At 40.9% G+C, this 20,465-nt stretch carries 14 protein-coding genes and 2 pseudogenes; 7 read left to right on the top strand and 9 right to left on the bottom strand.

What is annotated here, in order from left to right:
- Nucleotides 1–412 precede the first annotated feature (412 nt).
- From DSZ37_RS03365 to DSZ37_RS03345, 5 genes are all read left to right on the top strand, one after another.
- On the top strand, nucleotides 413–4,144 hold the full coding sequence (locus DSZ37_RS03365) for a hypothetical protein (protein ID WP_109725551.1): 3,732 nt from the start codon (nucleotides 413–415) through the stop codon (nucleotides 4,142–4,144).
- Nucleotides 4,145–4,155: 11 nt separating this feature from the next.
- The gene (locus DSZ37_RS03360) at nucleotides 4,156–4,566 is read left to right on the top strand and encodes a hypothetical protein (RefSeq protein ID WP_109725550.1); all 411 of its coding nucleotides are present in this window, start codon (nucleotides 4,156–4,158) and stop codon (nucleotides 4,564–4,566) included.
- A 142-nt stretch (nucleotides 4,567–4,708) separates the two neighbouring features.
- Nucleotides 4,709–5,782: an EndoU domain-containing protein gene (locus tag DSZ37_RS17930; RefSeq protein WP_242978554.1), complete on the top strand. Its 1,074-nt coding sequence runs from the start codon at nucleotides 4,709–4,711 to the stop codon at nucleotides 5,780–5,782.
- Nucleotides 5,783–5,810: 28 nt separating this feature from the next.
- Nucleotides 5,811–6,128, top strand: a complete 318-nt coding sequence (locus tag DSZ37_RS03350) for a hypothetical protein (protein ID WP_109725549.1) — start codon at nucleotides 5,811–5,813, stop codon at nucleotides 6,126–6,128.
- A gap of 65 nt (nucleotides 6,129–6,193) precedes the next feature.
- Entirely contained in the window at nucleotides 6,194–6,865 is a 672-nt protein-coding gene (locus DSZ37_RS03345; protein WP_146198151.1) for a hypothetical protein, read from the top strand.
- A 709-nt stretch (nucleotides 6,866–7,574) separates the two neighbouring features.
- Here DSZ37_RS03345 and DSZ37_RS03335 read toward each other — a convergent pair.
- The 5 genes and pseudogenes from DSZ37_RS03335 to DSZ37_RS03315 all read right to left on the bottom strand — a co-directional run.
- Nucleotides 7,575–8,630: pseudogene (locus tag DSZ37_RS03335) on the bottom strand (type I restriction enzyme endonuclease domain-containing protein).
- Nucleotides 8,631–9,236: 606 nt separating this feature from the next.
- A complete protein-coding gene (locus tag DSZ37_RS03330) occupies nucleotides 9,237–9,443 on the bottom strand; it encodes a hypothetical protein (protein ID WP_109725546.1) in 207 nt (68 codons plus the stop codon).
- 44 nt (nucleotides 9,444–9,487) lie between these two features.
- Nucleotides 9,488–10,171: a CpsB/CapC family capsule biosynthesis tyrosine phosphatase gene (locus DSZ37_RS03325; RefSeq protein WP_109725545.1), complete on the bottom strand. Its 684-nt coding sequence runs from the start codon at nucleotides 10,169–10,171 to the stop codon at nucleotides 9,488–9,490.
- Nucleotides 10,172–10,176: 5 nt separating this feature from the next.
- Entirely contained in the window at nucleotides 10,177–11,664 is a 1,488-nt protein-coding gene (locus DSZ37_RS03320; protein WP_109725544.1) for a polysaccharide biosynthesis tyrosine autokinase, read from the bottom strand.
- A 128-nt stretch (nucleotides 11,665–11,792) separates the two neighbouring features.
- Nucleotides 11,793–12,540 (bottom strand): annotated as a pseudogene (locus DSZ37_RS03315) (nucleotide sugar dehydrogenase); the annotation flags it as partial.
- A gap of 241 nt (nucleotides 12,541–12,781) precedes the next feature.
- Between DSZ37_RS03315 and DSZ37_RS03310 the strand changes: the two are divergent.
- Nucleotides 12,782–13,537 (top strand): tyrosine-type recombinase/integrase, encoded by a 756-nt coding sequence (locus DSZ37_RS03310; protein ID WP_109725543.1) that lies wholly within the window; start codon nucleotides 12,782–12,784, stop codon nucleotides 13,535–13,537.
- 10 nt (nucleotides 13,538–13,547) lie between these two features.
- Nucleotides 13,548–13,613, top strand: a complete 66-nt coding sequence (locus tag DSZ37_RS03305; protein WP_109725670.1) for an IS3 family transposase — start codon at nucleotides 13,548–13,550, stop codon at nucleotides 13,611–13,613.
- A 133-nt stretch (nucleotides 13,614–13,746) separates the two neighbouring features.
- Here the strand turns inward: DSZ37_RS03305 and DSZ37_RS03300 are convergent, their stop codons facing one another.
- The 4 genes from DSZ37_RS03300 to DSZ37_RS03285 form a co-directional block, all read right to left on the bottom strand.
- Entirely contained in the window at nucleotides 13,747–14,973 is a 1,227-nt protein-coding gene (locus DSZ37_RS03300) for a HipA domain-containing protein (protein ID WP_181380222.1), read from the bottom strand.
- Nucleotides 14,974–15,347: 374 nt separating this feature from the next.
- On the bottom strand, nucleotides 15,348–17,075 hold the full coding sequence (locus tag DSZ37_RS03295; protein ID WP_109725542.1) for a S41 family peptidase: 1,728 nt from the start codon (nucleotides 17,073–17,075) through the stop codon (nucleotides 15,348–15,350).
- Nucleotides 17,076–17,359: 284 nt separating this feature from the next.
- Nucleotides 17,360–18,142 (bottom strand): hypothetical protein, encoded by a 783-nt coding sequence (locus DSZ37_RS03290; protein ID WP_109725541.1) that lies wholly within the window; start codon nucleotides 18,140–18,142, stop codon nucleotides 17,360–17,362.
- A gap of 13 nt (nucleotides 18,143–18,155) precedes the next feature.
- Nucleotides 18,156–20,078, bottom strand: a complete 1,923-nt coding sequence (locus DSZ37_RS03285) for a CotH kinase family protein (protein WP_109725540.1) — start codon at nucleotides 20,076–20,078, stop codon at nucleotides 18,156–18,158.
- Between the last annotated feature and the right edge of the window lie 387 nt (nucleotides 20,079–20,465).

Raw genomic sequence — 20,465 nt, 5'->3', positions numbered from 1 at the left:
TTAGCTCTGCACTTTCTTCTTTCATCACCTCTTTATCTTGTCAAGGAGCTATATTTATTGCATACCCCACACAAGACCAGTGCGCTATCCCCCGCCGCAGAATTACATTTCACGCAAAAAAATGTCATTTCACGCAAATACGTTGATTTCAGCCTGTGAGATATGATAAAATATATATGCTGCAATGCAGCGTATACGCAATACCTCTACTTATTCACAGTAACATCTTCACTTTATTCTTTCTACTGTTTTTAGCATTCATTCCGCTCTTTCATCTTCACGGTATTGTCTATTTTTTTATCCGAAAGGCGGCAGACTTAAACTACCATTCTTTGCTGCAAAAAACATAATAAAAAGATATCCGTATTTTACGCAGCATAAAACAGCATGATATCGGGAAATCGGAGAAAAAATGTTTAAGAAACTATTATCAGCAGTACTTTCAGCAGCAACCGCAGTAAGCTTTATCCCGCAGATACCTGCAAAGGCAGAGGAAGCAGTTCACTATCCTTATGTTATGTTTGCAGGCTCAGCTGAGGATGGAGCTATTACCATCAACTCAAACAATGTCTGCATCAACGGCAGTATCGCTACAAACGGAACTATATCCACAACGGCTCAGAACTTTAACGTAAACGGTTCAAGAACCGAAAATGCTCAGGAAACTATGAAGTTCTTCTTCGATAAGATCGACAGCAGATACTTTACTTCTCATGTTGACACCTATTTTGAGGACTTTTTTCTTGAGGACACAAACATCAATGTAAACATACCTATAGAGGCAGAAGGTGATATAGGTCTTACAGGAAATATCAATATCACCAGCGGCATTAAGGCACTTAATGATGTTGTTCTCAGCGGAAACGTAGAGGACTCTCAGGACTCTGTTATTTGTGCTGAAACAGGTGATATTATAATAGATACGGACAACGTCAATCTTAACGGACTTGTCTATGCACCAAACGGCTGTGTAAATATCACTGCACATAATCTGAATATCAACAGTGTTATTATCATTGCCGATACTATAACTATAACCTGTCCCAATCTCAATGCAAATTATAACTCTCAGATGGCAGAGTTCATCGGCAATGGATCTGAGCCGATAAACAACGATGATATTGAGATAGCGGCTTACGGTGAGTACGACGAGGAAACAGAAGCTTTCAATGTATACTGGAACACAACAGTGCCAGACGGGAGCTTTGATATACAGGCGTCAGACGACGGCGAGAACTACACTTCAATAGGAACTGTAAATAACACTGACTCCTTTGAAATTTCATTCACTGAGCCCTTTGAAAAGAAGTACATAAAAGTCATTGAAACTGCAAACAGCGGCGAGATCGCAGAGTCGGTTCCCTTTGTTGTTATAAGCACTGAGGACGGCTATGATATTGAAGTTCTTGACAGTGATGAAGACGGACTTCCCGACATATATGAACTGAAGATAGGTACCGATCCCTACGATCAGGATACAGACGACGACGGTCTGACTGATTATCAGGAATATGTCTACACTCAGACTGATCCTCTTGTTTATGATTCAGTAACAGAGGGAGTTTCCGACGCTGACATTGATACCGACGAGGACGGCCTCAGCAATATAGATGAGTTCACAAGGGAAACCTATCCGTGGACTCCCGATACAGATCAGGACGGTCTCAGCGACTATGACGAGATCTATGTATACGGAACAGATCCGCTTGTAGCTGATAGTGACGAGGACGGTGTTGATGACGGTTCAGAGGTAAAGTTGGGACTTGACCCCAATGATCCTGCAACAAACGGTGTGCCCGACGGAGAATACATTATCCCTCAGACCATAGCTGCCGATAGCAGTATCCTTTCAACTGTCAATACAGCTGAAAGTCCTTATGAACTCTCAATCGACATAAAGACCAACGGAGACGCAGAAAAGGAACTCACTGTTGACGAAAGCGGCTATTCCGCTGCTATAGAGAATGACGCTATGTTAGGAGCAAGTTTCGATGTGGAGATAACAGATACTTGCAATCCTGAGGAAATAGTGTTAAAATATGACATAAAGGAAGGAAATACCGAAAACACTCTGGATAAGTTCTCAAGCCTTGAGGAGTTTCAGGGCATAAAGCGTCTCAACGTGTTCAGATTTGATGAAGATGAGAGAATGCTTCTTCCCGTCGAGACCAAATTCGATGTTGAGAACAGCAAGCTCTGTGCAGCAGTAAATGAAACAGGCACATACTGCCTCATGGATATGGAGATATGGCTTGATAACCTTGATGTGGAAATACCTGATGAGAATATATCTTCAAGTGTTCCGTCGCCAAAAGCCGCTCCAAAAGCGCTTACAGCTGCTACAACAAAATGGGAACCGGAATATGTAAATGCGCCAATAGACCTTGTATTTATCTTGCAAACTGCAGGTTATAATGAATATGGATTCAATCAGGAAAAATCCTTGATATCCATGTTAAGCATGTATGTCTTTAATAACTACAAAAATGTTAATGCATATATAATAACCTATGACAAATCAGCGAGTGATACAAGATACTCTGACATCAATGGAAGAAAGCTTAACAACTTTTATAAGGTTGATCAAGCATTAGATCATATCAAATATAATGATGGTGTTACTGATTACTGTGACAGAAGTGTTGCATTCAGATGCTTAGCCAACGATATCCCCATTAGAGCCAATTCTGACGTTTACATTTATCAGTTTGTAAACGGATCGACTGATGGTAAATCTTCTTATGATAACTTAGATATTATCCAAAAGGTAAAAGCCGGTAAATACAAGGCATATTCAGAGATCTTTACAAATGGGTGGCATTATGAATATAGTGATCGTCAAGCTAATGTAAAAAACGGGATAAACAATAATAATGATCTGTTTATTGAGCTAAGAGATGCAACATTACCTGTACTAAAAGATCATTTTGGCAGTAAACTCTCCGCACCGCGTCCTGTATATGATATTATCGTTCCGACAAAATGGAAGAAAATATCGCTTACAGGCGAGCTTATTCCTAATGGTACAACAAACTCTGATACTGATTCTTTTACTGACTGGGAGGAAGTCGATACTTCAAAAATAAAGGTTGATCCTGACGGCAGTATAGAACTTCCTGTCTTCAATCTGGAAGATATATTGTATTATTCCAATAGATATAATGATAAGGTTTATCAGTTTTTACTTAATTACCTATATCCAAAGTATTATCTTCCTATACTATCTGATCCAACTGATGAGGATACGGATGATGACGGGCTGAATGATGATGTTGACCCTGAGCCGCTAAAAAAAGCATATTTAAAATCATTTGGTACTGAAGAATACAAAAAGGAGATTGAGGAAAAGGCTGCAAAAGGAAAATTTGTTCAGGATTGGTATATGACAGCAAATGATCTTATGGCGAGAAATTATTACAATTTCTTTAACGATAAAAATGAAGAAATAGTACCTGCACATATTGTTGCTAAGACCGCATTAGATATAATGATGAAGGATGTAAATGATTGCGAGAAGTATCTTTTCTTAGTTTCAGACGAGAATTGGCTGAGATTTTGCGAGTTTTTCAATGAATGTGTTCAAACATATGGAAGTGTTGACGAAGAACTGCACTATTTCAGGCTAAAGCTTAATCGTGCTCCCGAAACTTTAGAAGAAATGATAAAGCTTATAAATTCTACATCAAACATTGACGATAAGTGGATAATGTGTAGTCCTTTCAAAGGACGTTTTCATATGTTTGGTGAGACCGGTGCATATAACATAAAATTCATATCATCAAATAATACAGATAACATATATGAAGCGGTTTATGATAAGGATGGAAATATTATAACTGAAATCAATGATTACGGTAAAAATATGGGCACATACAACTATGCTAGTTCATCAAAACACCCTAAAAAGCATACTGATTATGATGTTAAAACATACGAAAGAATGATGAACACGTTTAATGATTTAAAGAATAATACTCAAGGAAATGCCAATGATAACGTCACATCAAGCAAAGATCCAGCTATGAAAAATGATAAAAATCAGATTGATTTTGATGCTAAAAAACACTACGAAGATATATGTAAAGCAATAGATATTGATTATTCAAGTTTAATAAAGTATAATTATTCTGATAAATGTTATTAATGAGGTAAAATATGAAGAAAAATAAAAAAACGCTCATGCTTAATGTAAGTATAATTATTTTTACAATCATCTATGTTATTGGAAATATTGAAACAATTCTGATATACTCATATTGGAACAATAAAGACAATGCTAATCATCTGTGGTTGAAATATCGAGAATTACTATCTTCAATGTTCGGCAGAGAAAAAGGGATAGATGTTTTTTACGCTATAAACGGTGTATCATGGTGGTTTGTTGAAAATCATAAAAATGTTATATTCTTTATAATTATCACTATTATGATGACCATTTCAATCATCATAGAAAAGAAAGAAAAAAGGTTGAGAAAAATCCTTTTAGTTTATTTTATTATAAGCTTTTTTATAATGGCTTTTATCGCTTTTCTTGCATCGCCAAGGTTCGCCGATTACTATTTTTAAAAAATCTTGATAGGGGCAGTCTCAAAACTGCCCTTATATTGTAGCTAAGGACTATCAAAATATAATTCAGAACGGCGATTATAACTTCCTTGTAAACGATTTTGCTCCAAGATACTATTTGCCTATACTCTCCGATCCTACAATGGATAACTCTGACGGAGATGCATTAGATGATAGCTGGGATCCAGAACCGTTATACCATGCTCCTGATCCATTAAGTTACTCTAATATATTGTCAGTAGAAATCAAATATATTCCTCTACAAGAAGTTAAATCATTCACTGGAAAAATCGGACGAAAACTTGCAAAAAAATGGGATTGCGATGTTTATGTAAGTATTTTAAAATCTTGTGACTGTGATGATGATATTTTTCTCTTGACTAACGAAAATAAAAGTTTAAACGAAGTTTTTGCTATATCTGATGAACTAAAAAAGAAACTAAATAATGGTGAAAAAGAATACTCAAATTCATTTGGACACGTTCCAAATGAAGAAGCTGCTCATACTGGCAAATTAGAAACAGATCAACTTGTTCCTGAGTTCTTCGAAAAAGATAGTAGTTATTATTATGGTTGCTGGTATCATAATTATTGTCAGGAAATGGCAATGTATAATGATTATGTACAACAAATCGGTACTAATTGGAGCAGAGTAATGCAAGCTATCATTATCTATAATATTGCAACTTCTGCTTTACAAAATGCAGTTCTTTCATCAGCCAATAATACATATACCGTATCAAAAGCAGATTACGCTAATGGTGCTAAAGCAGCTAAGACACAATTATCATATAGTCGTGTAAGTAAACAGGCTGCTGAACATTCGTCTTTAGGAGAATTTACATATAATCCTAAAACGGGAGCGGTTTCCAGAATGAAAGGTGGAGGACATGGACAAGCAAATATTGACTTTTTAGAAAAAAATGGATTTGATTATAATATAGAAAAAACATATTCAAATGGAGTAAGGGTTGGCAATGTTCCGGCACATAAAATTGTAGCAAAAAGAACAGGAACCAATCAATCATGGTTTCCTGAAACTTGGACAGAGCAAGATATTATAAATGCGGGAGAATATGTTGGTAATTTAAGCGGTAATACCAATGTTGCAGATGGCGTAATAGTATATGGTGAATATAATGGCGTAAGAGTTGGTGTTATACGTACAGGTGGTAGTATAAGTACAGTTTTCCCAGATTCTGTTAGACAACCATAAATCTAAATGTATGAATAGGAGAAGTAGAATGATATCATCATTAAAAAAAGATATGGATTCAGTTATAAAAATAAGAGAAAGCAAAGATATTAATGACTTTTATGGAATTAATGAATGTTGGAATGAAATGATAGAGTTGCTTTCTGATAATATAAATGAAACCATAGCCTATTTAAACAATTGCTCTGAAAAAGAAATATATTACATCAGTGAAGTTTTTGAGGATATTGCTGAAAGAACTAATAGTAAGGAGTATATTAAATGTTTAAGAGCAATTGATAGTAAATATCCAAGATTAAATTTAAAACAAGATATAGATGTTGCTGAAGAATATATCATTGATTAAATTTATAGCATTAACTAAGTATCATTAATAAGGGCAGTCTCAAAACTGCCCTTATAATGTAGACAGTGCAGGAATACGGCGCAGTTGACGAAGAATTGCACTATTTCAGACTAAAGCTTAATCGCACGCCTTCAAGTTTTGCAGAGCTTGTTAAAAATAAAGATAATTGGTATTTATATGATAAAAAACATACTCAATATCATATGAACAACAGCAATAATGATATAAATAATGTTTCTATATACATTAGTAAAAATGATTATTATCCGAGTTATTCCACATATTGGAATGAATATAATATGAAATTTGTTGACAAGTATGGAATGAACGAAGTTGTGGTTACGCCAAACAAAGATCTCAGCGGAATGAGCAATGATGAAATTTATGATTATCTAACAGATGCAACTCATTGGCAAATATTAACAGATGATTATAAAAAAGCACAAAACGATCAAAATTTTAAGTATGATCCAGTTAACGTAGGAACATATAATTACTCTGCATATGATTTTGATTATATAAACCTTGATGGAACTCCAAAGAAAACATCATCTTTAAGTCACGACAAATATGATGTACAGCCTTATTTAAAGGATGGAGAAAACTATGGTAATGTACCAGGTTTGATTTATGGAAATTCTAAAAAGCAACGCGATAAAAACGAAGACTATTACTATGATAACGCTAATAAAGCAGTTTTCTCGGATTATTGGAATATAGGAGATAAATTCAGATGAAAAAAAGTAATAAAAAGCTTATATTTGTGGTTATATCAGTTCTTTACTTTATTTTTATATTATTGTGCTTCCCTACATATTCGCAAACTAAATTCATGTCGTTGGATGGGAATAAAAATGATTTTTGGATAAATATGCGAGAAAGAGTAATATCTCATGACTTGCTTTTTAATCTGCATAAAGCTTTAAGACATAAAATACCGGAATGGACAATGCCGATAGCAGTAATAGTAAACGGAATCAATATGTTTTTCGGATTTAAACAGTTCAAAAAGAAATGGTGGTATTACGTAATACTGCTGATAAGTATTCTTATATCAGTAATGCTTATCGACTGCTGGTGGATGTTGTATACTGCGGAATAAGCTATTATTATATTGAGTTTTCTTTTAATGCAAAATAAACAAAAGAAGCTCCATCGGGATCTGACCACTTATTTTGAGCGGCTGTATTCAGTTTTTTACGTAGGATAGAGCCATTCCAACCACTTGTTCACCACTTATTTGTACCAAAAGCTGCCAAAAAACACTTGAAGCTGTTAAAAGCAAAATCGTAAAATACCGCGAAATACAGCCATTTTCGCGTTTTAGCAAAAATCACTAAAAGTGCTTCTGCTTTTTCAATTCCCCTCGTCTCAGAATCAGGGCTCACAAATGGCTTATAATAGGCGTTTGTGGGCTCGCTTTTTTGACATAGAACTGTCAGCCACTTATTTTTTTAACAATAAAATCGTTCCGCAGAGTTTGTTTCTCTGCGGTGATTTTTTTGCCATTTTTAGCTCTGCACTTTCTTCTTTCGTCACCTCTTTAGCAAGGCTCTTGCATTTCTCATTGACAACAACACCATCGACTAGTTTGTCTTCGCCATACTCAAAGTTGTATTTGTCTCTAAGGGCCATGAGAATATCGTAGAACGCTTTTTCTTCAATTGTCAGCCCCATCTTACGGAAGCTATCACGGTCAGCCTGCATTTCCTTTAGTATTCTGAGAGCCTGCTCCGTAGCATTTCTGATAATCTCATCAGATGCATCTTCCTGCGTTGCACCTGCTTCTTCAGCGGTAAGATGCTTTCTGCGCTCGTGATAGATACGGATAGTCTCTTCCAATAGTTCCTGGTATTATTTTGCAGCGACCTGATTGGTTTTCATGTACTCCGTAATTTGTTTGCGAAGCATTTTTATCAAGAGTTCAAGTTTAGATGCAGGCATCTTAACATCAGAAAGCTTCTCAAAATATTCAAGGCTGAAGATATCTTCCTCCTCTCCCTCTTCAAGAATGCTCTCTACTTGATTATATCTTAGGGCTTCCTCTACCATTTGAGCAACTTTGCGATTCATTGTTTCGGTATCAACTTCGCTTGTTCCACTCATTTTGCGAACAAATCCTGCAATTGCCATGAAGCACTGTGCAAGCGCCGATTCTTCTTCGGTTAGATTTCCTGATGGCTGACAGATATCGTATGCATTTCGCATACGCTTCACAGTTTTAAGTAAATATGTCTTAAAGGAAACCTTGTTTGTTTTCCTTTTGCCCTCAATGTTCAGTTCCTGAGTAGAACGGAAAACATACTCAGCTGCTTTTGCAAGCAAAAGGTAGCGTTCAAACGGATTAGCTTCCGGATTCATAAACGGAGCTAGATCGTAGTTTTTGAAAAGGTCACGCAATACCGCTAGATGCTCATGGAAGATAGAAGTAGCCTGCTCAATATCATCGACATTAGGAGCGACAGAGGTATTTCCGCCGTATACTTTCAAAGCCTGGCGCATATTATCTCTGATACCAATATAATCGATAATCAAGCCGAAATCTTTTCCGGCATACCTTCTGTTCACTCTGCTACCGAAATAACTGTCCTCTGACAAAGTTGTGACCCTTGATAAGGTCTGAGAAGATTTGCTTTATACTATCAATAAACATAATGCCCACTTACTACGGATTCAAATGGCATAGATATTTTGCCGATTGAAAGTATAGTTTGTGGGCATCGTTTTTGTAATGCTAATCGTGAAAAAATATGTAGATGCTTAGACTACGGATAGGATACAAACAAATAAAAGGTCAACCACCGGAAAAATGCGCAGAATTGCGACATTTTCGGCAGTTGACCTTATTTTTTGTTATGGGTGGAGCGAGATCGACCGTTAAGCTATCGGACGCCCACGCTGCTTGAGTTGTTGCACTTTCAAATAATAGCAGAGCTTTTATTTGTATCGTGCAACCGTCTTTTATTTGATAGTGCTGAAAGTGCAGAAAGCGCCGTAGATACGATGAAAAGTACAGATTAGTTTCGCCACGGGAATGGGCGGATTTTGAACACTTTCAAATGATTGCTGGGGCTTTCGTTTTGTGGGTGCAACCCCTGTATGAGCATTTTATTCTGTTGTGTTACCAGAATCATCTGTGTCCGCTATCAGTGAACGAATCATCTCACTCACTGTACTGAAGCCCCGTTCTTCCGCTTTCTTCTCAAAAAGCTCCCGCTCCTCAGCGGTCACTCTTGCACGGATGACAAGATCCTTGTTCACCTTCTTTTTCTTAGTATTGGCAGTGTGATTGGTTTGATTACCATTCTTGGCCAAGATGATCGACCTCCTTTCTGGCTTGAGACAGTATTTCATACCCGTTATATGCTGTACTTTTCAAACATGGAATCCGAGACAGCAATGTCGGGGCCTTTTACCTTCTTTTGCAGCAGATCCCAGTTTGGCTTGCGTGATGATGTATTATGTGCATCAGATCCAAACGCAAAATGTGTATGCTCTGCCATGACCTTTTTGGCGAATCTCTTTTCCTTCCAGCTTGCAAAAGCTTCATTGTTGATCTGATAGATCGCATTGCAGTGCAGGACGGTTTCCAGCTCTTCCTTGCTGTAATACGGAAGGTAGCGGTGAACGTGTGCCAGCATGACTTTCAGCTTGAATTCTGCTGCGATATTGTAGATCTCCTCACTCATCCATTTTTCGTATGGACGGTACGGAAGTTCTAACAGGATGATCCTTGTCCCCTGTATTGCCAATTTTTCAATGTCCGGTAATTCGGAAATGCCGTGTTCAATGGCGATCTCTGCGCCAAGATGAATGTCGGTGACAGCCGTCTGTCCCTGTATCTGCTCAAATGCAGCCTGCCGCTTTTTCAGATACTCAGTGACAGACTTCTCCCTGTGTGCATAGAAATGCGGTGTGGCGCAGATTCGCTGCACGCCCTGTTTTTTCATCGTCTCCGCCATTTGCAGAGAGGTCTTTACGCTGTCCGAGCCGTCATCGATTCCGGGTAGTATGTGACAGTGATATTCTGTTAATAAAGACATATCTGTCAGTCCTTACCTTGCGTTTCTGCCTTCGCTTCTACTGTATCCAGTTCAGGCTTTGCACCGTAATATCCGTAGTACTTTCCTTTGCCATATTTTGAGTAATAGCCTGCATGCTTCGACTTCACGCCGTTCAGGATAAAGCCGAGCAGATTCATATTAGCCAATTCCACTCGTTTGAATACGTTGTCAACGTCCTCATCCGTTGTTCTGCCATATCGCACGACCAGAACAATTCCGGAAACACTCTTTGCAAGCTCCATCGCATCCGTCACGACATTGACCGGCGGGGTGTCGATCAGAATTGCGTCGTATTTCTCGCTCAGTTCATTCAGCATCTGCTCCATCATCTCAGATGCAAGCAGTTCAGAAGGATTCGGCGGGATCGGTCCTGCGGTCATAACATCAAGGTTTTCCATAACATTTTTCTGGATACACTCGTCAGGTGTGTGCATTTTTGATACCGCAGTAGAAAGACCTTTCTTGTTTACCAGCTCAAAAATTTTGTGCTGTACAGATTTACGCATATCTGCATCGATCAGCAGAACATGACTGCCGCTCTGTGCGATCGCAATGGCGATATTTGCAGAAGTCGTGGATTTTCCCTCTCCGGGATTCGCAGAGGATACCACAAAGGTCTTTTTTTCAACTGTAGACAGTGCAAATGACAGATTTGTTCTGATAGATTTATAGCTTTCTATGATATAGAAGGGCGCATCCTTGTCAGTTAGCTTTAGATGCACATCATCAGCATCCCTTTTCTTTTTACTGTCGCCGAAAGCCTGAATATCTCCAATGATCGCCTTGTTGTACTTCTTGCCAAGGGCATCCGTATCCTTGATCGTGTTGTCGAAGAAGTCGATCAGGAATATGATAAGTACGATCAGCATAAAACCGGCAACTGCGCCGATCATTGTGTTTTTCATAATGTTCGGTGCAACAGGGGTGTTGTAGACCTTTGCGGTGTCTATCGTATTGATCGAGCCGACACCAACTGCCTCCTCCACATATTGTGGTGCGACCTGTGTCAGATCGTTGCAGATCGCAGCAGCGACCTCAGCATTCTTTGCCGTAGCATTCACTTTGACAGCAGAGGTATCGGTCACAGACGAGATCGCAAGACAGGAACGTATCGAAGCCGGTGTGATCTTCCCACTGTCATTGATGGTGAAATTTTGCGAAAGCACGTTTTCCTCAAACTGCTTTGACAGCTTTTCTGCAACAGCGTTCATGACAGCATCGTCCTTCAGCACTTCCATATAGGTATTCACAAGCTGCTTGGAATTGCTGATGTTATTCGCACTGTTTGCATTCTCAGTGATGCCGGTATAGCTCTGCACATACATGGTGATATGCGATGAATACTGCAGCGGCAGTAAAAACTTGGAAATACCGAATGCTGCACCGGCACCCAAAACTGTGATGACAATGATCAGCCAGATATGAGATAAGAGCAGCCTGATGATATCTTTTATGGAGTAACTTTGATTCATGCTTCTTTATTCCTTTCATAGTATATCAATAATACAAATTGATCTTACACCGTGCCGATGAAGATCAGCTCGTTTTTCGTTTTCTGCAAGCCTTCTTCATTCATCAGCAGTTCTTCTTTGATCTTCTGATTGTTGTAATTTGTACCGATACGAGGATCCAGACCCCCCCTCAATGATCTTAGCAGTATCAAGCCCTTTCATTTCTGCATAAGTATCCAGTTCATTGAAATATACCACTCGTAAGGCAAGGTATGTATTAGCAAACAGTTTAACTGCTTCTGCCTCTGTAGATCCCATAAATAGGGTTGGAATGTTCTCCTTGATCGCACCTTGCTGCAGCAGTTCTGCAAAGGTATGTGCGGCATTTACAAGTCGCTCGTCTTCCATAACTGTTCCAACAATGATACGGCTCGGATAGAGATTGTCATAAAGTGCCTTGCTTTCACGGAGAAATTCTGGGCTGAACATGATGTTCCTGCTGCCGGTCTTTGTTCTAATTGACTCTGTATACCCCACCGGAATAGTGGATTTGATAACCATGATAGCGTTCGGATTACACTTCATAACAAGGTCGATCACGGCTTCAACTGCACTTGTGTCAAAAAAGTTTTTCTTGCTGTCATAGTTGGTCGGTGCTGCTATCACAACAAACTCTGCATCTGTGTATGCCGCCTCAGCATCAAGTGTAGCTGTCAAATCAAGCTCTTTTTCAGCAAGGTTTTTTTCTATGTAATCGTCCTGAATCGGAGATTTTCTGTTGTTGATAAGATCAACCTTTTCTGGAATGATATCAACGGCTATAACGGTGTTTTACTGTGCAAGTAATACAGCAAGTGACAAGCCGACACAGCCGGTTCCTGCTACTGCTATTTTCATTTTGTGTCTTCTCCGTAATATTCTTTATACCGCTCGGCACATTTCTTTAGCTACATAAGTGTATAATAATTAATAGTGCGATTTCCTTCACAACAGTGTCATCGCATCTATGTGCATAATTATAGCACTTTTTATACAATATGTCAAGATGTAGCCACGATTCGTCGGTGGAATATAACAAAATCAGCAGTTTGACGAACGAGTGCAAGTTATATCATATTGATTTGGAGGAATTGTAAACATGATTACAAATGTTTATCAAAGGAAAGATGGCCGTTTTGAAGGGCGGATCACTGTTTGCAGAATTGGCGGTAAAAGGCAGTATAAAGCTTTCTTTGGCAGAACTCCTGACGATGTCATCACAAAAATGACTGATTACAGGGAAAGAATAGTAGAAACGGCAGCCGTATGCAAGACATTTTCAGAGGTTTTTGATGAATGGTTTCAGTCCATCTCGATCCGAGTCAAGGACTCAACACTGGCAAATTATGTCCTCAAAGCGGAGAAACATATACTTCCTGTATTCGCAAACGATGATATTACAGGCATTAAACAAAGCAATATATATCAATTTATCAGAAAGAAGCAGGACAGCGGCTTATCAAACCGCTATATTTCGGATATTCTGGTGCTTATGAAATCGGTATTCAAGTATGCCGTTCGCACTTACCGCATTTTTAATCCGATGGAGGGGCTTGTGATGCCGAAAAAGGAGAAAACAGAGATTCGGCTGCTCACAGAAGCAGAGGAAAAACGGCTGATGCAGATCGTAATGACGGATCAGAACCTTACAACACTCGGAATCGCACTTGCAAAGATGACTGGACTTCGTATCGGTGAGCTTTGTGCCCTGAAGTGGGCTGACATTGATCTCGAAAAACGGATTCTGACCGTCAGCAAAACGCTTCAACGAATCCAGATCAAGGGAGGCAGTACCAAGACAAAGCTCATACTCACAGAACCAAAAAGCGAAACCTCCAAGCGTAGTATATTATAGCTATGAAGAACTGAAATCTGCAATAGAACGATACATAAAGTATTACAATGAGCACAGAATCAAAGAGAAACTATGATGAATGAGTCCCGTACAATACAGGCTCAGTCTCTTGCATGCATAAAAAACAGCGTAGCAGCTAATTAACTGCTACGCTTACATAGTCTAACTTTTTGGGGTCACATCATATTTTTGACGGTCTCCTTTTTGCTTTATTCCATTTTCATTCCGTAGCTCTCAGCTACATCTTCTTCAACATCACCCTCGGTGGAGGAGATGTCATAGCTTTGTGTATGGCTCATCGCCATGCTTTCAACAGCTTCTATCCTGTTTCTGACCTCGGCAGCTATAGTCTTCGCACGTTCGGTATCAATATACTGAGCCGCCTTATCATCGCTGAACACTTCAAGTATCTCATCTTCGATGCCGTCAAGCTTTGAAGCCTCGAACCATTCAAGGGAGGATACAAGTTTTAACTGTTCGCCGTGTGTTTTTTTGAACGGCTTACAATTAACGCCATTGATTGGTATTCGTGAAGTTAACCTATCATACCAGAGTGACGTTCCGCTGTCGAATATGGGAGCAGCACCAATCCATTCAAGAGTGTTAGCATCTCGCAGAAGTCCGAAGTTATTGAAGTGCCTGTCCTCGTTTGCTATGATATAGTCGAGAACTATCATCTTGTCAAGGGAAGAAACTATATCTATCCCGAGTTCCCGACAGATATTAACGTAGTGAAGGTATTCACTTTCATGATTTGCTTTTGTTCTCAATTGGAGGACTCTCCATGCACTGATGAGTTCAGTATCCTTCGTTACAAAATCCTCGCACACACTGTACGGCTCATCGTTTATCCACGTTATCGAATATGGCACATGATCTATCCCGAGTCTTTCCATTATCTTTGAAGCAATTACTTCATTGAAGGTCTGCTGACTATATGGATTTGAGCCTGATTTCAAAAGACAACGTTTGCCGTCAATGATCTTCCAGCGTTTTTTCAGATTACCGTCTGACGTATTATCCGGTGAACATAAATCGAAACCTGAGTTTTTACCGTTTGTACCAAACAAAAGGTCGCCGATATCCTCTGAAAAATCGTTATCAAAGAAGTTTACGTCTTCCCACAACATATTGCTTTCATACGGCCTTATCCAGTAATGATCCGATAAGCTGAGTCCGAGACATTTGGTGAGGAGCAGATTAGAGCTTGCGATACCAAGTGTATCAAGCAAATCTGATAGTCCCATTCTGCTCGCCGGTATAGAACGTCCAGTCCACCACTGATTGAATGCAAACCTGTCAATAGTCTCATTTTGGCGCTGCATACGAACAACTCCCACAGGAAGATGCTCTTCAGATATGATACCCCTGATTTTGGATATTCCACCAAGAGTTTCATCGATATCAATGTCAGCAACCGCTATATTCTTATGCATAAGAGTATATCTCAACGTTCTCACCTCGCTCGCTTTTTCAATTATACCATACATCCGATACAAAATCAAGCATTATCTTCCGCCGGCTGAACCAAGCATCATAGCCTTATATTTCGGTGATTTCGCCATATGAAGCAGTGAAAAAAACGCACCAGAGCTACACTACAAATTACAGTTCGTATATTGAGTTTTGCTTTTAATGCAAAATATACAAAAGGAGCTCCGTCGGGATATGACCACTTTTTTTGAGCGACTGTATTCAGTTTTTTTCGTAAGAGCGTAGAGGAAGTCGCTGATGAAATAGCGAACACCTACGCCGAGGAAGTGCAGGCGGTTATGATTACAAAAATATATGAAATATCAGTAATAAATACTCATTCTGCATTATCTTCAATATACTTTACAGCCCAATCAAGTTCATAATCCTGCTTGTCGCGGAATATCTTCATAGCCGCGTCATGGTCGAATGGGATATGTACTTCAACAGGGTTGCGGCTTTCACGGTCTGATCCGGTGTCGATGTTAGGCTCGCCGTTTTCGTTCAGGACCAGACCTGTTGGATAATAAACTGTCACAATGCCGCCTGACAAAGTACTTATACCTCCCGTTTCCTGATTGCAGCCGCACGGATCGGTAATACCTGCGACTGTAACATTCGGCAGCTTTGAAAGATACAGCGACAAGCCGTCACCTGCACTGCAGCATTCATAATTGGTCAGTGCAACTACTTTAAGGTCTGCAAATTCGCCCGTTCCGTGTATTTTATGATCGGATACGCAGATGTACTTTCCATCTTTTCGTATTCCCAGTCCCTGACCGTACCAGTCCTTGTCCGTCAGCAGATCACACAGCGCTATGGCTATTTCGTCGAAGCCGCCCTCATTGTTACGCAGGTCAATAACAAGATATTCCATTCCCTGTGTTCTCAGATCATTCAGCTTTTCACGGAACATATCCCTTGCATACTTCTGATCACCTGTCAGATAGCCGACATAGTCCTGAAATGATGACCCCATTGTTTCCGCTGTCACTTTGAGATAACCACACTTATCATCGAGCATTTTGGTGCTGAAGTTTTCCTCTAACAGTTTATCATAATCGATCGGCAGTTCAAGACCTCTGAAAGCAGCCATTGCCTCCATCTTTGTTTTCACGCCGCCCTTGTCATGCACAGTGACCGTCTGCTCATTGCCGTTTTCGTCTATGAAAGACACTTCAAGCGTATCGCCGCCCGCAAGGTCAAGGTTCATCACATCAAGCATTTCTTCATTCGCTTTGACGGGTGTACCGAGGTCGGGAACATCTTCCTCGGCTGCCTGCAAAACGGGCTTGCCGTTCCATTTTGTGATAACAGTTCCGTCCTCTATGCCGAGGGCGTTTGCTGTTTCATCGGTGCATACGGCTATGACCTCGCCGCTGTCCAGCTTAACTGTAGCAAAGCCGTAATCGTGAGGAGTAATGACCGACTTGTAATCCTCGTCATCAAAATCGGCTTCGGCCCCGATATGTCCGTCATGCATTTCAGTGCAGAACATCATTACTGCATCAGCAAACTTGCCGGGACTTTTTTCCTTTTCGGCTTCCTCGACCATCGGCATATACTTTGCTTCAAGCGTCGAAAAATCAACTTCCTTCCACTCTTTAAGGACATAGTGTTCGTCCATATCCATCACAAGTGAATGAAAAGACTCGGTATAGCTTTCCCTTGAATGATTGAAAATATTGGGCGAGATCGCACAGAAATAAAAACCGCAAAGGCAGGACAAAATGCCCGTCAGCACAGCGGTTATACGGTAGCCTATCCTGCGCTTTGCAAACAGCATGGGTATCAGGGCAAGCACTGCGATGATATACATCACAAAGAACCCGCCGAGAAATATTATCGGTGCGCCGACAACATATATGAAAGCATGAACACCGCAAATCACCAGCGGCACAAGACAAAACAGCCGCCATAATTGCAGCTTCTTCAAGTCATCCTTCCATATGTGATGAAGTACCGCAAGGATCAGCATAGTGAGCAGTACAGCCGCACACCATACGATATGGGTTACATTAACCGTGGCAAGAATATGGCGGAGTGTATCAAAAACATTTTTCATAAGATACTGCCTCAGATGTTTTTTATTTTAGCAGGCAAATCAGGTTTCTGCCCACCACTATCAGTAATTATACATTATCACCGCCAATAAGTCAATCACATATCAACAGAAAGAAAAATATTTTTACATCAGAAAGGATACAATAATATGAGCAAAATATGTTATATCCGTGTTTCTACGGAACATCAGGAAACAGCTCCGGGAGCGCAAAACTCTCAGAGCTGTTTTATTACATATATATCCGAAACAATACAGCCGTACTTAACGGTACGTTTCTGACGTCTTTATTTTTCGTATGCCGAAGCAAAGTCAAAATGAACAGAGCTCCAGTCAAACTCCTCGAAGGAATCGACCTTCTTGTAGTATGCAGAGGTAATTGTTCCGTCTTCTTCCGCAGACTGAACAAGTATCCTTCCATCATCTGTCATTTGCAGCAGCATTTGCTTTGGAGGAGGCCCCTGCACTGCGGCGGCTTCACTTGCGCCGCCGGCTGCCTGCACACTCTTGGGAGGTCCCACAGGAATAGTCACAGCGGCGTTCAGGGCACCGTTTTCAAAGGTATATGTCATAGGAAGCTCAGTCTCATCAGCCCGGGAACCGCTCTGACCTGCTGCGTCCGCAGCCTGTGGAGCACCGCCCTGAGGTCCATCGCTTATGACAATGGGGTCAATGTTTACGAAGTTTCCGCTGCCTTCCTCAGCTATCACAAGATGACCTGTCGCAGACACAGGAACACCGCAGATGCTGTCATAGGCGATGTTGTCCTTTGCCATGACATCGGCTTGCCATAATCCAATGAAGTCCGCTTCAGCTGCGGCTGTGGGTGTGCATTCGGGCATATCCACATAATGAAGGTATTTGGATTCATCATATTCAGCGTCAAGATCGAATTCCACCTCCGGCGGGCCTTCCTGCGGAGGGACGTTGTTTTCCGTAGTGATTTCGGCAGCCTCGGTCACAGCAGGTATATCTTTAGTTGGAACGCTATTCTTTTTGGAGTCCGAGCAGCCGTATGCGCTGATCGCTATCATTAATGCCGCAACGCCGATACTTATTTTTTTATTCATTGTTCTTACCTCCTTATTCAGCATCCGGATTTATTGCTTGCTGAGCATCAGCCGCTGTTTCGGGAACTGCCTCAGCCGGAGGTCCGCCCTGTACACCGGCAGGAGGTCCGCCCTGTACAGTAAACATACTTGCAGTTCCGTATTTGCGGTGCATGATCTTCACCGCATCTTTACGGCAGGAGGGATACTGTATCAGAATCGGCACCTTGTCGAACATTGAAACAGGGTTTCTGAAATAGGTAAGGATAAGCTTGGCAAAATGCCCGGCGCTCCTGTCGGGGTCTTTGCCGAGATAGGCTTTTATCAGGGGATTCAGCACCTGTGATTGAGGACAGCCTATGATATTGGTCGCGGAAGCCATTTTGTAAAGCTCAAGTCCCTCGGGCTCTATGAGCGTATCAGGATGTTCCTTCTGTCCCTCCCATGTAGAGGGAGTTTCACCGCTTACCTGTTTCCTGTATGACTCAAAACGATACTTCATATACAGATCCATGTTTTTCATGGCATCATCAAACTGCTCCTCGGTATAGAATGTCAGCCCCTTCTTCACATAAGGAGTTATAATGCTCTCCGCCTGAGAGGTCAGTTCCTTATACTGCTCCTCAAGGTCTGTAAGCTCCCCGCATATCTCATGATACTGCTCCAGATATTCCTCGCTGCTTATCCATTTGTGCAGCATAGGCAGCAGCTCGGTTCCTCCGACACGGTTCGGATTATCGATAGGCATATTGATAAGGTCTTTTTCAGCGGGCATGACATTGTCAAGACCGGTAGTCGATGTGTCGAGAGCAATATCTCCGAAAACGTCCCTTATGACCACTCTTGTGTCCATTCCGCCGAAGGATTCATTGTAATCCCACGGTATATAGGAAAGAACACCGTTGTTCTCACAAAGATAGAAGTTCCAGGCGCGTGCCTTGCCCACGATGCTGTCATAGTTGTTCATAAAGCTGTGAACAGCCCAGTACCTCATGAGCTGATCAGTGTCAAGAACTGATAGACTTTCCTTCTCTGTACCGTTGTTCAGCTTGTCAAGACAGTCTATCATGACCGCCTTGTCCTCATCTGTGCATTCCAGTTCATCGGAATCCCATATATTCTGATAGGAAGCAGGCTTGTCGTCTATCCAGCGGCAGCAGGCTGCGTCCTTCAGCTCCTCGGGATGCATCTTTGCAGAGATCTCGTTCCAGGGCTCTACACGGTCGGTCTTGTCGAGATCGGCATATTTGTTGCCAGAAAACACCTGCAGCACTGCTTCAAAGTCAGACTGCTTTGTCGCTGCTTCTGATTCAGGCTTGTAAAGGTCAACCTCTGCGTCACCGTAATTTCTGAACGCAAAGCTCTTGTCAACGTCCTCCACCGCCAGGTACAGTGCAAAATCCTCACCGTTTTTCTGCACGACGGTATAGCTGGAAAGCGGTGATTTAACGCCCATATCGTTCATCATCTTATATGCGATATAGTCCTTCATGCAGGTAACATCTGCCGCAAAATTGTTGAGCGACAGCTTATCAAGTCCGTGATAGGTTGTATTCTCGTCATTCTTGCTGAAGTTTATGCGCAGGCCGACACGTCCGCTGGTACGGTCTTTTCTGCCCCTTGCAAAGCTAAGTGAAGAGTGTCCCTTGGCTTTCAGCGCAACGTTTTTGAAAAGCTCTCCGTCGATCTCAACATCACATTCCGCATATTCCTTGCTCTCGGAGTTGGCTTCGTCGATCTTCTTCCACTCCTCGTCCGTAATTATGATATTGACAGTATGTACTCTGGTATCATCAAACAACGGAGCATTCACATAATCGCCGGATATGGCTGGTTCATACTCAGCAGCCGCAGTGATAAGAGAACTGCCTGATTCCTGCGTTCCCGCGTACAAACTGCCTCCTGTACCGAAGCAGGTAATTATAGCTGTCGTAAAAGCAGCGACCTTTTTCCTCATAAACCTTGTCCTTTCTCAAATTGAAAATACGACCTCAAAATCTCTGTCCTGGCGCGTTCCACCGCATTTGACAGCAAAAAGGATAAACTCCCCGGGCTGTGATATATCGCCGCCGGAGTATCATTGCCGGATTTTCCGGAGGGGGCACATCTTCGATTTGATTAGATGTTTTTTATTTTGATATAATGGTATTATATCACAAAGGAAAATAAAATGCAATAGTGTACGTTCAGTAATAAAGAAAACATCGATATAAAAAAGAAATGGTGGTATTACGTAATACTGCTTGTAAGTATTTTGATGTCATTAATGCTTATTGATTGCTGGCGAATGTTGTATACTTCGGAATAAGCTATTATTATATCGAGTTAGCTATTAATGCAAAAT

The organism is Ruminococcus flavefaciens, assembly GCF_900116855.1.
GTDB classification, from domain to species: domain Bacteria; phylum Bacillota; class Clostridia; order Oscillospirales; family Ruminococcaceae; genus Ruminococcus; species Ruminococcus flavefaciens_R.
The sequence above is the reverse complement of the archived record's forward strand: the minus strand, read 5'-3'. Positions and strand labels throughout refer to the sequence as shown.